General features: G+C 71.0%; 12 protein-coding genes. 9 read left to right on the forward strand and 3 right to left on the reverse strand.

The genetic code is table 11. The features are described 5' to 3' along the window. Positions 1-36: 36 nt before the first annotated feature. From A3CE_RS0149075 to A3CE_RS0149115, 9 genes are all read left to right on the forward strand, one after another. The gene (locus tag A3CE_RS0149075; protein ID WP_020647487.1) at positions 37-1,554 is read left to right on the forward strand and encodes a sugar ABC transporter ATP-binding protein; all 1,518 of its coding nucleotides are present in this window, start codon (positions 37-39) and stop codon (positions 1,552-1,554) included. Then, a complete protein-coding gene (locus tag A3CE_RS0149080) occupies positions 1,551-2,591 on the forward strand; it encodes an ABC transporter permease (RefSeq protein WP_020647488.1) in 1,041 nt (346 codons plus the stop codon). Before A3CE_RS0149075 ends, A3CE_RS0149080 begins: the two co-directional genes overlap by 4 nt. Next, positions 2,584-3,579 carry an ABC transporter permease gene (locus A3CE_RS0149085; protein WP_020647489.1) on the forward strand — a complete coding sequence of 332 codons (996 nt, stop codon included), beginning with the start codon at positions 2,584-2,586 and terminating at the stop codon, positions 3,577-3,579. The genes A3CE_RS0149080 and A3CE_RS0149085 overlap by 8 nt, the downstream gene beginning before the upstream one ends. 109 nt (positions 3,580-3,688) lie before the next feature. Next, positions 3,689-4,750 (forward strand): rhamnose ABC transporter substrate-binding protein, encoded by a 1,062-nt coding sequence (rhaS, locus tag A3CE_RS0149090; RefSeq protein ID WP_026469609.1) that lies wholly within the window; start codon positions 3,689-3,691, stop codon positions 4,748-4,750. A gap of 55 nt (positions 4,751-4,805) precedes the next feature. Beyond that, positions 4,806-5,150, forward strand: coding sequence for an L-rhamnose mutarotase (locus A3CE_RS0149095; RefSeq protein ID WP_020647491.1), 345 nt, complete (start codon positions 4,806-4,808; stop codon positions 5,148-5,150). Beyond that, positions 5,147-6,310: an L-rhamnose isomerase gene (gene rhaI / locus A3CE_RS0149100; protein ID WP_020647492.1), complete on the forward strand. Its 1,164-nt coding sequence runs from the start codon at positions 5,147-5,149 to the stop codon at positions 6,308-6,310. The genes A3CE_RS0149095 and rhaI overlap by 4 nt, the downstream gene beginning before the upstream one ends. A 2-nt stretch (positions 6,311-6,312) precedes the next feature. Beyond that, positions 6,313-8,331 carry a bifunctional rhamnulose-1-phosphate aldolase/short-chain dehydrogenase gene (locus tag A3CE_RS0149105; RefSeq protein WP_020647493.1) on the forward strand — a complete coding sequence of 673 codons (2,019 nt, stop codon included), beginning with the start codon at positions 6,313-6,315 and terminating at the stop codon, positions 8,329-8,331. A gap of 8 nt (positions 8,332-8,339) precedes the next feature. After that, positions 8,340-9,761: an L-fucose/L-arabinose isomerase family protein gene (locus tag A3CE_RS0149110; protein ID WP_020647494.1), complete on the forward strand. Its 1,422-nt coding sequence runs from the start codon at positions 8,340-8,342 to the stop codon at positions 9,759-9,761. Positions 9,762-9,766: 5 nt separating this feature from the next. After that, positions 9,767-11,167 carry a rhamnulokinase gene (locus A3CE_RS0149115; RefSeq protein ID WP_026469610.1) on the forward strand — a complete coding sequence of 467 codons (1,401 nt, stop codon included), beginning with the start codon at positions 9,767-9,769 and terminating at the stop codon, positions 11,165-11,167. A 79-nt stretch (positions 11,168-11,246) separates the two neighbouring features. Here the strand turns inward: A3CE_RS0149115 and A3CE_RS0149120 are convergent, their stop codons facing one another. From A3CE_RS0149120 to A3CE_RS0149130, 3 genes are read right to left on the reverse strand one after another with little or no spacing between them, the layout of a single operon-like run. After that, positions 11,247-11,855, reverse strand: coding sequence for a response regulator transcription factor (locus tag A3CE_RS0149120; protein WP_020647496.1), 609 nt, complete (start codon positions 11,853-11,855; stop codon positions 11,247-11,249). Beyond that, positions 11,852-12,934 carry a sensor histidine kinase gene (locus tag A3CE_RS0149125; protein WP_020647497.1) on the reverse strand — a complete coding sequence of 361 codons (1,083 nt, stop codon included), beginning with the start codon at positions 12,932-12,934 and terminating at the stop codon, positions 11,852-11,854. The genes A3CE_RS0149120 and A3CE_RS0149125 overlap by 4 nt, the downstream gene beginning before the upstream one ends. A gap of 10 nt (positions 12,935-12,944) precedes the next feature. Then, entirely contained in the window at positions 12,945-13,343 is a 399-nt protein-coding gene (locus A3CE_RS0149130) for a hypothetical protein (protein WP_020647498.1), read from the reverse strand. Positions 13,344-13,481: the final 138 nt, after the last annotated feature.

Genomic DNA, 13,481 nt, shown 5'->3' on the forward strand with positions numbered 1-13,481 from the left:
ACCAGATTTGTGAAACCTTTCAATCCGGAGGTCGCGATGACGCGGCAGGACCCGGGCCCAGCCCCTCTGCTGGAGGTGCGCGGCGTGTCGAAGTCGTTCGGCGCGGTCGCGGCGGTCGCTGGGGTGAGCTTCGGCCTGCACGCCGGGGAGGCCCACGCGCTGGTCGGCGAGAACGGTGCCGGCAAGTCCACGATCGTCAAGATGCTCGCTGGGGTGCACAAGCCCGACGACGGCACGCTGCTCCTCGACGGCGAGCCGGTCGAGTTCGGCTCCCCGGCCGACGCGAAGGCCGCCGGCATCGCGGTGATCTACCAGGAACCCACGCTGTTCCCCGACCTGAGCGTCGCGGAGAACATCGTGATGGGCCGCCACCCGCGCAAGACCCTCGGCCGGATCGACCGGGCGGCGATCCGCGCCGAGGCCGACCGCCTCTTCGGCCGTCTCGGCGTCCGGATCGACCCGGCCCGCCCGGCGCGCGGGCTGTCCATCGCCGACCAGCAGATCGTCGAGATCGCGAAGGCGCTCAGCGCCGACGCCCGCGTACTGGTGATGGACGAGCCCACCGCTGCGCTGACCCAGATCGAGGTCGAACGGCTCTTCGCCGTCGCCAGGGCCCTGCGCCAGGAAGGCGCGGCGATCATGTTCATCTCGCACCGGTTCGAGGAGATCACCGCGCTCTGCCAGCGCGTGACCATCATGCGCGACGGCAGGCACGTCTCGACCGACGCCCTAGAAGACGTCACCGTCGACGAGATGGTGAAGCGCATGGTCGGCCGCGACCTGGACGCGTTGTTCCCCAAGCAGGACGTCGCACCCGGCGCGACCGTGCTGGAGGTCGAGGGCCTCGCCCGGGAAGGCGTCTTCCGTGACATCTCCTTCTCGGTGCGCGCGGGCGAGATCGTCGCGTTCGCCGGGCTGGTCGGCTCGGGCCGTTCCGAAGTCGTCCAGGCCGTGTTCGGCGTCGACGAACGCGACGCGGGAGTCGTGAAGGTGAGCGGGAAGAAGCTCAAGCCGCACTCGTCACGGGCCGCGATGGCCGCCGGCGTGGCCCTCGTGCCCGAGGACCGGCGCCAGCAGGGCCTGATCATGGACCTCTCGATCGAACGCAACGTGACCCTGCCGCGGTCCCGCGCGCTCTCGAAACTCGGCTTTCTGACCGGCGCGAGCGAGCGGCAGGAGGCCCGGCACTGGACCGAGCGCCTGCGCACCAAGTACCGCCGCCTCGGCGACCCCGTCGGCACGCTTTCGGGCGGCAACCAGCAGAAGGTCGTGCTGGCCAAGTGGCTGGCGATGGCGCCGAAGGTGCTGATCGTGGACGAGCCGACGCGCGGGATCGACGTCGGCACGAAGGCCGAGGTGCACCGGCTGATGTCGTCGCTGGCCGCCGAAGGCGTCGCGATCGTGATGGTTTCGTCGGAACTGCCTGAAGTACTCGGCATGGCCGACCGCGTCCTCGTGATGCGGGAGGGCCGGATCGTCGCCGAGCTCCCGCGCGCCGAGGCGACCGAGGACACCGTCATGTTCGCCGCGATGGGCCAGGGAGCCGCCGCATGACCGCGACGAAGGAGGCGCCGGTGGCAAGCCAGACGACTGTCCACTCCGGACGCTCGTGGACCGCGAACGTGTTCAAGGCCCGCGAATCCGGCATCCTGCTCGCCCTGATCGTCCTCGTCGCGTTCACCGCGACGCAGAACTCCCGGTTCCTGTCCGGGCAGAGCATCCGCGACATCCTGCTCGGCACGGCCATCCTGGCGGTGCTCGCCGTCGGGCAGGCGATCGTGATGATCACCCGCAACATCGACCTCTCGGTCGGCTCGGTGCTCGGCCTGTCGGCGTTCGCCGTCGGCACGCTGATGAAGGACAGCCCGGGCCTGCCGGTGATCGTCGCGATCCTCGTCGGGCTTGGTGTCGGCGCGGTCTGCGGGCTGGTCAACGGCGCCCTGGTGCGCTTCGGACAGGTGCCCGCGCTGGTCGTCACCCTCGGCACGCTGTACGCCTACCGCGGTGTGAGCTACTTCTGGGCCGGCGGCCAGCAGATCAACGCCGACAAGCTGCCCGCGTCGTTCCTCGAGTTCGGCACCGCGTCGCTGCTCGGCGTCCCGTGGCTGGTGCTCATCGCGCTGCTGGTGCTGGTGCTCGCCGGGATCGTGCTGCGGAGCTACCCGGCCGGGCGCGAGCTGTACGCGATGGGGTCGAGCCCGCAGGCCGCGCAGCTGGCCGGCATCCGGGTCGGCCGCAACACCAGTGCCGCGTTCCTGGTCAGCGGCGCGCTCGCCGGGCTGGCCGGGGTGCTGTTCGCCGCCCGGTTCGGCACCGTGGACGCGGCGGCCGGCACCGGCTACGAGCTCAACGTCGTCGCCGCGGCCGTCGTCGGCGGGGTGGCGGTGTTCGGCGGCAGCGGCTCGGTCTGGGGCGCCGGCCTCGGCGCGCTGCTGCTGACGGTCATCGGCAGCGCCCTGGCCGTGCTCGACATCAACCAGTTCTGGCAGCAGGCGATCGTCGGCGCGCTGATCCTGCTGGCGATCGGCGCCGACCGGCTGGTCGCCGTCCGGGTCGCCAAGGCACTCAAGAAGAGGGATTCCCATGTCTGACCAGGGAAACCGGCTCGGCAGGCTGCTCAGCTGGGACGCCGCCGTCGTGCTCGTGACGGTCGTCGTGCTCATCGTCGCCTCCGGGGCCGTCGAGAACTTCGGCACCAGCCGCAACTTCACCTTCCTGCTGCTCGACCTGCTGCCGATCGCGCTGGTCGCGCTGCCGATGACGTTCGTCATCGTCACCGGCGAGATCGACCTGTCGGTGGCGAGCACGCTCGGCCTGACGTCGGCGGTGATGGGCTCGCTGTGGGACGCGGGCCTGACGATCGAGATGATCATCCCGCTCTGCATCGTGCTCGGCGGGGTCCTCGGCGCGCTGAACGGCTTCTTCGTCACCGTGCTGAAGCTGCCGTCGCTCGCCGTCACGATCGGCACCCTGGCCCTCTACCGCGGGCTCGCGTTCGTCGTGCTGGGCGATGGCGCGGTCGCCGACTTCCCGCGGGCCTACACGAGCTGGGTCACCGGCACGATGGGCGACGGCCCGATCCCGAACGTCCTCATCCCGTTGATCGTCGTGGCCCTGATCTTCGGCATCGTGCTCCACGCGACACCGATCGGCCGTGGCGTGTTCGCCGCGGGTGCGGGAGAGCAGGCGGCCCGGTTCGCCGGCATCCGCACCGGACGGCTCAAGTTCTGGCTGTACGTCGTGAGCGGCGCGGTCGCGGGTCTCGCGGGGGTGCTGTGGACGCTGCGGTACTCCAGCGCCCGCGCGGACAACGGGTTCGGCATCGAACTGGCTGTCGTGGCCGCCGTGCTGCTCGGCGGCGTGTCCATCTTCGGCGGCAAGGGCACGCTCCCCGGCGTGCTCGCCGGGGTGGTCCTGCTGGCCTCGCTGCAGAACGCGCTGCGCCTGCAGGACGTGTCGAACGAGGCGCTCAACATCGTGACCGGCGTGCTTCTCATCGTGTCGGTCCTGCTCCCCAACATCGTGACTTCGGCCCGCACGGCAGTGCGTCGCCGTCGGCAAGCCGTACTGCGCCATTAGTTACCAATCCGACGGCAGTTACGGCGGAAACCGTTGCGTCGTGCGGATTGGCTGCGGACCGTGTCCGCCTACTTTCGGTCAGATTGGTAACTCCGGAAAGGTGACGAAGATGTCCCGACGGTTCCTCATCGGCGCAGTGTCGGCCGGGCTGGTGCTGGTCCTGGCCGCGTGCAGCGGTACGACCAAGAACGACAGCGCCGGCTCCGGCGCCCAGCAGTCCACCGGCGCGGCGAACCCGAACGCCGCGGCGAAGGAGGGCGTCAAGATGGCGTTCCTGCCCAAGCAGCTCAACAACCCCTACAGCGACATCGAGGTCAGCGGCGGCAAGGCGGCCCTCGGCGAGCTGAAGGGCGAGTACAAGCTCGTCGGGCCGAACGACGCGAGCGCGTCGTCGCAGGTCAGCTACATCAACACGCTGATCCAGCAGCAGCAGGACGTCATCGGCATCGCCGCGAACGACCCGAACGCCGTGTGCCCGTCGCTCAACCAGGCCCGCAGCGCCGGCATCAAGGTCGTCGCGTTCGACTCCGACGCCGCGAAGGACTGCCGCGACGTTTTCATCAACCAGGCCACCACCCAGGGCATCGGCGAGGCGCTGGCCAAGCAGGCGAAGGACCTCTCGGGAGGCTCGGGCGAGGTCGCGGTGCTGTCGGCGACGCCGAACGCCACCAACCAGAACGCCTGGATCGACGTCTTCAAGAAGGAACTGGCCAAGCCGGAGTACGCGAGCCTCAAGCTGGACAAGGTCGCCTACGGCAACGACGACGACCAGAAGTCGTTCCAGGAGGCCCAGGGCCTCCTGCAGTCGTTCCCGAACCTCAAGGTGATCGTCGCGCCGACCACGGTCGGCATCGCGGCCGCCGCGCGGTACGTCAGCTCGTCGAGCTACAAGGGCAAGGTCGCGGTGACCGGTCTCGGCACGCCGAACCAGATGCGCGCCTTCGTCAAGGACGGCACCGTGAAGCAGTTCGCGCTGTGGAACCCGGCCGACATCGGCTACCTCGCCGCTTACGCCGGTGTCGCGCTGAAGTCCGGCCAGATCACCGGCAAGGAAGGCGAGAAGTTCAAGGCGGGCAAGCTCGGTGACTACACGATCGGCGCGAGCGGCGAGATCGTGCTCGGCCCGCCGACGACGTTCGACACGAACAACATCGACAAGTTCAACTTCTGAGATTCCCGGCCGGGTCGCGACGGGCGGCCCGGCCGGGTTCCACCAAGGACGGACCGTGCCCCGATACTGCTTCTGCCTGCAGGTCAGACCCGACCGGAAGGCCGAGTACGCCGAGCGCCACCGCGCCGTCTGGCCGGAGATGCGCCACGCCCTGCACGACACCGGCTGGCGCAACTACTCGCTCTTCCTGCGCGAAGACGGGCTCCTGATCGGTTACACCGAGGCGGACGACCTCGCCGCCGCGCGGGCCGCGATGGCGAAGACCGAAGTCAACGCCCGCTGGCAGGCGGAGATGGCGGAGTTCTTCACCGGCCTCGACGGCGGCCCGCCCGATGAGGGTTTCCAGCTCCTCGAAGAGGTCTTCCACCTCGAACCCTCCACCGTCGCGGAAGGACAGTGATCGCCGTGGATGTGTCAAAGGCCTTGCGGGCGCAGCGCATCGAGACGCCGTCGTGGGCGTACGCGAACTCGGGCACCCGGTTCAAGGTGTTCCCGCAACCGGGCGTGCCGCGCACGCCCGAGGAGAAGATCGCCGACGCCGCGGTGGTGCACAAGCTCACCGGGGTCGCGCCGAGCGTGGCGCTGCACATCCCCTGGGACAAGGTCGACGACTACGGCGCCCTGACCGCGTACGCGCGGGACCTGGGTGTCGAGATCGGGGCGATCAACACCAACGTGTTCCAGGACGAGGACTACAAGCTCGGTTCGGTGACGAACCCGGACGCCGGGATCCGCCGCAAGGCGACCGACCACCTCCTCGAAGCCATCGACATCATGGACGCGACCGGCTCGCGTGACCTGAAGCTGTGGTTCTCCGACGGGATCAACTACCCGGGCCAGGACGACATCCGGGACCGGCAGGACCGGCTGGCGGCGGCCCTTCGCGAAGCGTATGACCGGCTGGGGCCGGACCAGCGGATGCTGCTGGAGTACAAGCTCTTCGAGCCGGCCTTCTACGCCACCGACGTCCCGGACTGGGGGACGTCCTACGCCCACTGCATCGAGCTGGGGGAGCGGGCGACGGTGTGCATCGACACCGGTCACCACGCCCCGGGGACGAACATCGAGTTCATCGTGGCGTTCCTGCTGCGGGCGGGGAAGCTGGGCGCGTTCGACTTCAACTCCCGCTTCTACGCCGACGACGATCTGATGGTCGGGGCGGCGGATCCGTTCCAGCTGTTCCGGATCATGTACGAGATCGTCCGCGGTGACGCGTTGGATCCGTCGTACGGGATCGCGTTCATGCTCGATCAGTGCCACAACATCGAGGCGAAGATCCCGGCGATCATCCGGTCGGTGATGAACGTCCAGGAAGCGACCGCGAAGGCACTGCTCGTCGATCGCGACGCGTTGCGCGCGGTCCAGCAGTCGGGTGACGTGCTCGCCGCGAACGCCGTGCTGATGGATGCCTACAACACCGACGTCCGGCCGCTGCTGGCCGAGCTGCGCACGGAAGCCGGGCTCGACCCGGACCCGATCGCGACGTATCACCGCAGTGGGTATCAGGAAAAGATCGTGGCCGAGCGCGCCGGCGGCACGCAGGCCGGATGGGGAGCATGAGGATGACCGTGCCGGAGCAGCTCATCGCGCGCAGCAACGCGCTCGGGGCCGACCCGCGCAACACCAACTACGCCGGCGGCAACACCTCCGCCAAGGGCGACGTCACCGACCCGGTGACGGGCGCGCCGACGGAGGTGCTGTGGGTCAAGGGCTCCGGCGGCGACCTCGGGACGCTCAAGGAGTCCGGGCTGGCGGTGCTGCGGCTGGACCGGTTGCGCGCCCTGGTCGACGTCTATCCGGGTGTCGAGCGCGAAGACGAAATGGTCGCGGCGTTCGACTACTGCCTGCACGGGCGCGGCGGCGCGGCGCCGTCGATCGACACGGCGATGCACGGTCTCGTGGAGGCCCCGCACGTCGACCACCTGCACCCCGACTCGGGCATCGCGCTGGCGACGGCGGCCGACGGCCCGGCACTGACCAAGGAGTGCTTCGGCGACCGGGTCGCGTGGGTGGACTGGCGGCGGCCCGGGTTCCAGCTCGGCCTGGACATCGCCGCGGTGAAGGCGGCGAACCCGCAGGCGATCGGCGTGATCCTCGGCGGGCACGGCATCACCGCCTGGGGTGCCACCTCGGAGGAGTGCGAGCGGAATTCCCTGGAGATCATCCGCACGGCGGAGAAGTTCCTTGCCGATCGCGGCAAGGCTGAGCCTTTTGGCCCGGCGGTCCCCGGCTTCGAAGTCCTCCCGACGGAGGAACGGCACGCCCGTGCGGCGGCCTTGGCGCCGGTGGTCCGCGGGCTGGCTTCGACCGACCAGCGGGTGGTGGGGCATTACACCGACAGCGAGGTCGTGCTCGAATTCCTCTCCCGGGAGAAGCTCGCGCCCTTGGCGGCGCTCGGCACGTCTTGCCCGGATCACTTCCTGCGCACCAAGGTCCGCCCCCTGGTCGTGGACCTCCCGGCCTCCGCGCCCCTGGAAGATGTCGTCGCGCGGCTGAAGGAACTGCACGGGGAGTACCGCGACGCGTACCGCGCCTACTACGAGCGCTACGCAACGCCCGACTCTCCGGCCATGCGGGGCGCCGACCCGGCGATCGTGCTGGTGCCCGGGGTCGGGATGTTCTCCTTCGGCAAGGACAAGCAGACCGCGCGGGTGGCGGGCGAGTTCTACGTCAACGCGATCAACGTGATGCGCGGCGCCGAGGCCGTCTCGACGTATGCGCCGATCCCGGAGAGCGAGAAGTTCCGGATCGAGTACTGGGCGCTGGAAGAGGCCAAGCTGAAGCGGATGCCGAAGCCCAAGCCCCTAGCGGGGCGGATCGCCCTGGTCACCGGGGCAGGCTCAGGGATCGGCAAGGCCATCGCCCAGCGGCTCGCGGCCGAGGGGGCGTGCGTGACGATCGCCGACCTCAACGGGGACGCGGCTTCGGAGGTCGCGGCGGAGATCGGCGGCACGGCCGTCACCGCCGACGTCACCGACGCGGCGGCGGTGCAGGCCGCGATCGACGCCACCGTGCTCGCCTTCGGCGGCATCGACCTGGTGGTCAACAACGCCGGGCTGTCCATCTCGAAGCCGCTGCTGGAGACCACCGAACGCGACTGGGACCTGCAGCACGACGTCATGGCGAAGGGTTCGTTCCTGGTCGCGCGCGCGGCCGCCAAGGCGATGATCGACCAGGGCATCGGTGGCGACATCGTCTACATCTCGTCGAAGAACTCGGTCTTCGCGGGCCCGAACAACGTCGCCTACGGCGCGGCGAAGGCCGACCAAGCGCACCAGGTGAGGTTGCTGGCGGCCGAACTGGGCGGGCACGGGATCCGGGTCAACGGCGTCAACCCCGACGGCGTCGTCCAGGGCTCCGGCATCTTCGCCGGCGGCTGGGGCGCCCAGCGCGCAGCGGTCTACGGCGTGGAGGAGGCGAAGCTCGGCGAGTTCTACGCCCAGCGCACCATCCTCAAGCGCGAAGTGCTGCCCGAGCACGTGGCCGCCGCGGTGTTCGCGCTGACCGGCGGCGAGCTCACCCACACCACCGGCCTGCACGTGCCGGTGGACGCCGGGGTGGCCGCCGCGTTCCTGCGTTAGGAGAACCCATGACGCTCGACCGCATCACCCCGCGCCGCACCCGCGTCGGCCTCGTTTCCGGCGGGCTCGGCGCGTACTGGCCGCAGTTCCCCTCGCTGCTGCCCCAGCTGGAGGCCTCGGCCCGGCGCGTCGCATCACGACTGTCCGAAATGGACTGCGAGGTCGTCGACGCCGGGTTCGTCTCGGACGCGGCCGAAGGCGCGGCCGCGGCCGAGAAGCTGCGGGTGGCCGGGTGCGACCTGATCATCGGCTTCCTGACGACTTACCTGACGTCCAGCATGCTGGCCCCGGTCGCGCAGCGCTCGGGTGCGCCGGTGCTGCTGCTCAACCTGCAGCCGACCGAGGCGATGGACCACGAGGCCTTCGACACCGGCGCCTGGCTGGCCTACTGCGGCGCGTGCCCGCTGCCGGAGATGGCCAACAGTTTCCGCCGCCTCGGCGTCGAGTTCCGCTCGGTGTCCGGGTACCTGGAGGACGAGCGCGCGTGGACGCGGATTTCTCGCTGGATCAAGGCCGCGGGTGTCCGCGCGGCGCTGCGGCACGGCCGCCACGGCCTGCTCGGCCACCTCTACCCGGGCATGATGGACGTCTCGACCGACCCGACGCTGGTCTCGGCCCAGCTCGGCGGGCACGTCGAGATCCTGGAGATCGACGACCTGCGGGTCCGCGTCGAAAAGGTTTCCGACGACGAGACCGCCGCGCGGGTCGCCCTGGCCCGCGAAGTGTTCACTGTGGACGAGTCCGTTGTGGACGAAGACTTCGCCTGGGGTGCCCGGGTTTCGGTGGCTCTGGATCGGCTCGTTTCGGATTTCGCTCTCGACTCGCTGGCGTACTACCACCGCGGTCTCGACGGCGAAACCCACGAACGCGTCGGCGCCGGGTTCATCCTCGGCGCGTCCCTGCTCACCGCGCGCGGCATCCCGGCAGTCGGCGAGTACGAGCTGCGGACGTCCCTGGCCATGCTGGTCATGGACCGGCTCGGCGCGGGCGGCTCGTTCACCGAGCTGCAGGCCCTGAACTTCCGCGACACCGTGGTCGAAATGGGCCACGACGGCCCGGCGCACCTCGGGATCAGCGCCCGCAAGCCGCTGCTGCGCGGCCTCGGCGTCTACCACGGCAAGCGCGGCTGGGGCGTGTCGGTCGAGTTCGACGTCAAGCACGGCCCGGTGACGCTGTGCGGGCTCGGGCAGCGCCGCGACGGGACGTTCACGCTCATCGCGTCCGAAGGCACGGTCGTGCCCGGACCGCTGCTGCGGATCGGCAACACGACGTCCCGGGTCGACTTCGGCTGCGACCCGGGGGAGTGGACCGACGCCTGGTCGGCCAGCGGCATCGCGCACCACTGGGCGCTGGGCACCGGGCACCGCGTCGCCGAGCTGACGGCCGTGGCGGACCTGCTCGGCCTGGAGCTGACCGTGGTGAACCCGTGAAGCGGGTGGCGGCCGTCGACCTCGGCGCGTCCAGCGGCCGGGTGATGGCCGGGACGGTGGGCCCGGCCACGCTGAGTGTCGAGGAGGTCCGGCGGTTCCCGAACGGCGGCGTCCGCGCGGGACCGTCGCTGTACTGGGACGTCCTGGGGCTGTACCGCGAAACCCTCGCCGGGATCGGGGAAGCCGGTCCGCTGGACGGCGTCGGCATCGACTCGTGGGCTGTCGACTACGGGCTCTTGGACGAGCGTGGCGCGCTGCTCGGCAACCCCGTCCACTACCGCGACTCGCGCACCGACGGCGTGCCCGCGAAGGTGGCGGCCACGGTGTCCGCGCGCGAGCTGTACGACGTCACGGGGTTGCAGCAGCTGCCGTTCAACACGCTGTACCAGCTGGTGTCCGAAGGCGACCGGCTCGACGCGGCGGCGACGATGCTGCTCATCCCGGACCTGCTGAACTACTGGCTCACGGGGTCGATCGGGGCCGAGCGCACGAACGCGTCGACCACGCAGCTGTACGACGTCCGCGAACAGACCTGGGCCACTTCGCTCGCTTCGCGCGTCGGTATCCCGCCCCGGCTGCTGCCGCCGCTGCGCGACCCCGGCACGGTGCTGGGTCAGGCGCGAGAGCTGTCCGGGCTGCCGGTGGTGGCGGTCGGCTCGCACGACACGGCGTCCGCGGTGGTCGCGGTGCCGGCCTCGCCGGGGACGAACTTCGCCTACATCTCCTCGGGCACCTGGTCTCTGGCCGGGCTGGAACTGCCCGCGCCGGAACTGGGCGACGCCGCGCTGGCCGCGAACTTCACCAACGAAGGCGGCGTCGACGGCACCATCCGGTTCCTGCGGAACGTGATGGGGCTGTGGGTGCTGTCGGAGACACTGCGCGCGTGGTCATGCCCGGAAGACCTGCCCGCGCTGCTGGCCGCCGCCGCTTCCTCGCCCGCGTTGGCCGCGGTGGTGGACATCGACGCGCCGGAGTTCCTGCCGCCCGGGGACATGCCCGCGCGGATCGCCGGGGCCTGCCGGGCGACAGGCCAGCGTCCGCCCTCCGGCCGGGCGGCGGTCGTCCGGTGCGTCGTGGACAGCCTGGCCCTGGCCCACCGCCGCACGATCCGCGAGGCGGCGGCCGTCACGGGCCGGCGGGTCGACGTGGTCCACATCGTCGGCGGCGGCGCCCGCAACGAACTGCTGTGCCAGTCGACGGCGGACGCGTGCGGGGTGCCGGTCCTGGCGGGTCCCGTCGAGGCGGCGGCGCTGGGGAACGTGCTGATCCAGGCCCGCGCGCTGGGAGAGGACCTGCCGGACCTGGCGGCAATGCGCGCTCTGGTGCGCGAGACCCAGGAGGTGCGCCACTACGAGCCGTCCGGCACCACCGGCTGGGACGCGGCCGAATCCCGCCTCACCTCCTGACCACTCCTGCTTAAAGCCGTGAATGGCACATTGAGGGACTCTACGTCCCTCAATGTGCCATTCACGGACTTGGGCGGGGTCAGAGCCAGCCGCGTTCGTCGGCGATCCGGACGGCCTCGACGCGGTTACGCCCGCCGGTTTTGGTGATCGCCGCGGAGACGTAGTTGCGGACCGTTCCTTCGGACAGGTAGAGCCGGGACGCGATTTCGGCGACCGTCGCCCCGGTCCGGGCCGTGATGAGCACGTCTCGTTCCCGGGCGGTCAACGGTGACTCGCCCGCCGCCAGGGTGGCGACCGCCAAGGCCGGGTCGACCACCCGCTCGCCGGCCCGCACCCGGCGGATCGCGTCGGCGAGCACGTCCGCGGGCGCGTCCTTCACCACGAACCCGGCGGCACCGGCCTCCATGGCGCGGCGGAGGTAGCCGGCGCGGCCGAACGTCGTGAGCATGATGACCCGGCAGTCCGGCACCTGCGCGGCGAGCACCGCGGCGGCCGCGAGCCCGTCGAGGCCCGGCATCTCGATGTCCAGCAGCGCGACGTCGGGCCGGTGTTCGCGGGCGGCGTCGACGACCTCGTCGCCGCGGCCGACCGAGGCGACCACCGCGAAGTCGTCCTCGAGGGCGAGCAGCGCGCACAGCGCCTCCCGGACCAGGGCCTGGTCGTCGGCGAGCAGCAGCCGGATGGTCATGCCGTCACCCGCAACCGCCAGCCGCGTGGCCGCACCGGCCCGGCCTCGAGGTTTCCCCCGGCGGCGGCGACGCGCTCGCGTAGCCCCGCGAGCCCGGAACCCTCGCCCGGTGACCCGCCGGCGCCGTCGTCCACGACCTCCACAGTGGACGCCGAGAGCGTCACCGTGCACCGGGTCGCGCGCGCGTGCCTGGCCACGTTCGTCAACCCCTCCCGGACCACCCAGCCGAACAGCTCCTGCCGCGCGGGGCCGACGACGTCGGTGGCCGTCGGCAGGTCGGCGGCCACCCCGCACGCGCGCAGCAGTTCGCGGCCACGGGCCAGCTCGCCGGCGAGGGTGACGTCCCGGTAGCCCGACACCGCCGCGCGCACGTCCGCCAGCGCCTGACGCGCGAGCGTCTCGACGGCGGACATCTCCTCGCCCGCGCGAGTGCTGTCGGCCGTCACGAGCCGCCGCGCGAGAGTGCTCTTGACCGTGATCGCGGTGAGCGAGTGGCCGAGCAGGTCGTGCAGGTCGCGGGCGATCCGGTTGCGCTCGGCCTCGGACGCCAGCCGCGCGACCTCGGCGCGGGCCTCCACGAGCGCGGCGTTCGCCCGGATCGCCTCGGCGAAGACGGTCACGACGAGCACGGTGAACACGAGCGCGACCGCCTGCGTCCAGCCCGGCCCGGTCCGCCACGGCGGCACCGCCCACGGCACCACGACCGCGGCGAGCGCCGAGAGGGCGACGAGCGTGACGGCTGCGGAGCGCGGAAGACGCGGCGCGGCCAGCGAAACGACGACGGCGGTGAGGAAGAACGCGTCGGCGTGGGCGAAGGGGAGCGCGAGGACGAACAGCACGGCGCAGCCGCCCAGCAGCAGCCAGAACGGTCGTACGGCCCGGCGGGCCGCGGCGGCCGCCGCCAGGAGGTAGCAGACGGCGAAGGCGGCGACGACCGCGCAGCCCAGCACCACGTCGGCGCCCGAGGAGTGCTGGGGTATGGAGGCGGCCGTCACCGCCGGGTAGACGAGCATCCCGGCGTCGAGCAGCCTCAGCCGCCAGCCGCGTACCCAGCGCTGCACGTCGCTCGTCCCGTCCATCACCGGCACGCTACCGCGACCGCGCCCGCAGTCGCCTGCCGTTGACGAGCACGGCCACGCCGAGCAGCAACAGCCCGCAGGCGGCCTGCTCGATCCGCAGCCAGGGCGGGAACAAACCGGGCAGCACGACGATGACGACGATCGCCACGAGCATCACCGCCGAGACGATCCGCAGCCTCAGGAGGCCCTTCTTCGACCCGCGGGCGGCGCTGCGGGCGAAGGCGAACGTCAGCAGCGAACTGGCGAAGACGATGGTGGCGCGCACCCAGACCGCGTCGGTCACCATCGCGGGGTGGTTCCGGAACAGGACGATCACGACGAGCGTGAGGACGGAGAGCGCGGCGTACGCGCCGGTGAGCAACAGGACGGGCCGGAAGCCGGCGGCGGCGGTGCGAGGTGTGGTCGTCATGGAGAAAATGGTGGCTGACCTGGGAGATCGCCCGGCAGTGCCGTCCCGCAGGGGCCGCCCATGACATTTGTCATCGTCGTCCGCGACGCGCTGATCTGTCCGGACAGTTCCGCTCAGTGGTCTGGACATCTGCGCGTC

Source organism: Amycolatopsis balhimycina FH 1894, assembly GCF_000384295.1.
GTDB lineage: Bacteria > Actinomycetota > Actinomycetes > Mycobacteriales > Pseudonocardiaceae > Amycolatopsis > Amycolatopsis balhimycina.

Coding starts and splice junctions, on each gene's coding strand:
- A3CE_RS0149075 (WP_020647487.1), top strand. CDS start 37: ATGACGCGGCAGGACCCGGGCCCAGCCCCTCTGCTGGAGGTGCGCGGC.
- A3CE_RS0149080 (WP_020647488.1), top strand. CDS start 1,551: ATGACCGCGACGAAGGAGGCGCCGGTGGCAAGCCAGACGACTGTCCAC.
- A3CE_RS0149085 (WP_020647489.1), top strand. CDS start 2,584: ATGTCTGACCAGGGAAACCGGCTCGGCAGGCTGCTCAGCTGGGACGCC.
- rhaS (WP_026469609.1), top strand. CDS start 3,689: ATGTCCCGACGGTTCCTCATCGGCGCAGTGTCGGCCGGGCTGGTGCTG.
- A3CE_RS0149105 (WP_020647493.1), top strand. CDS start 6,313: ATGACCGTGCCGGAGCAGCTCATCGCGCGCAGCAACGCGCTCGGGGCC.
- A3CE_RS0149110 (WP_020647494.1), top strand. CDS start 8,340: ATGACGCTCGACCGCATCACCCCGCGCCGCACCCGCGTCGGCCTCGTT.
- A3CE_RS0149120 (WP_020647496.1), bottom strand. CDS start 11,855: ATGACCATCCGGCTGCTGCTCGCCGACGACCAGGCCCTGGTCCGGGAG.
- A3CE_RS0149125 (WP_020647497.1), bottom strand. CDS start 12,934: ATGGACGGGACGAGCGACGTGCAGCGCTGGGTACGCGGCTGGCGGCTG.
- A3CE_RS0149130 (WP_020647498.1), bottom strand. CDS start 13,343: ATGACGACCACACCTCGCACCGCCGCCGCCGGCTTCCGGCCCGTCCTG.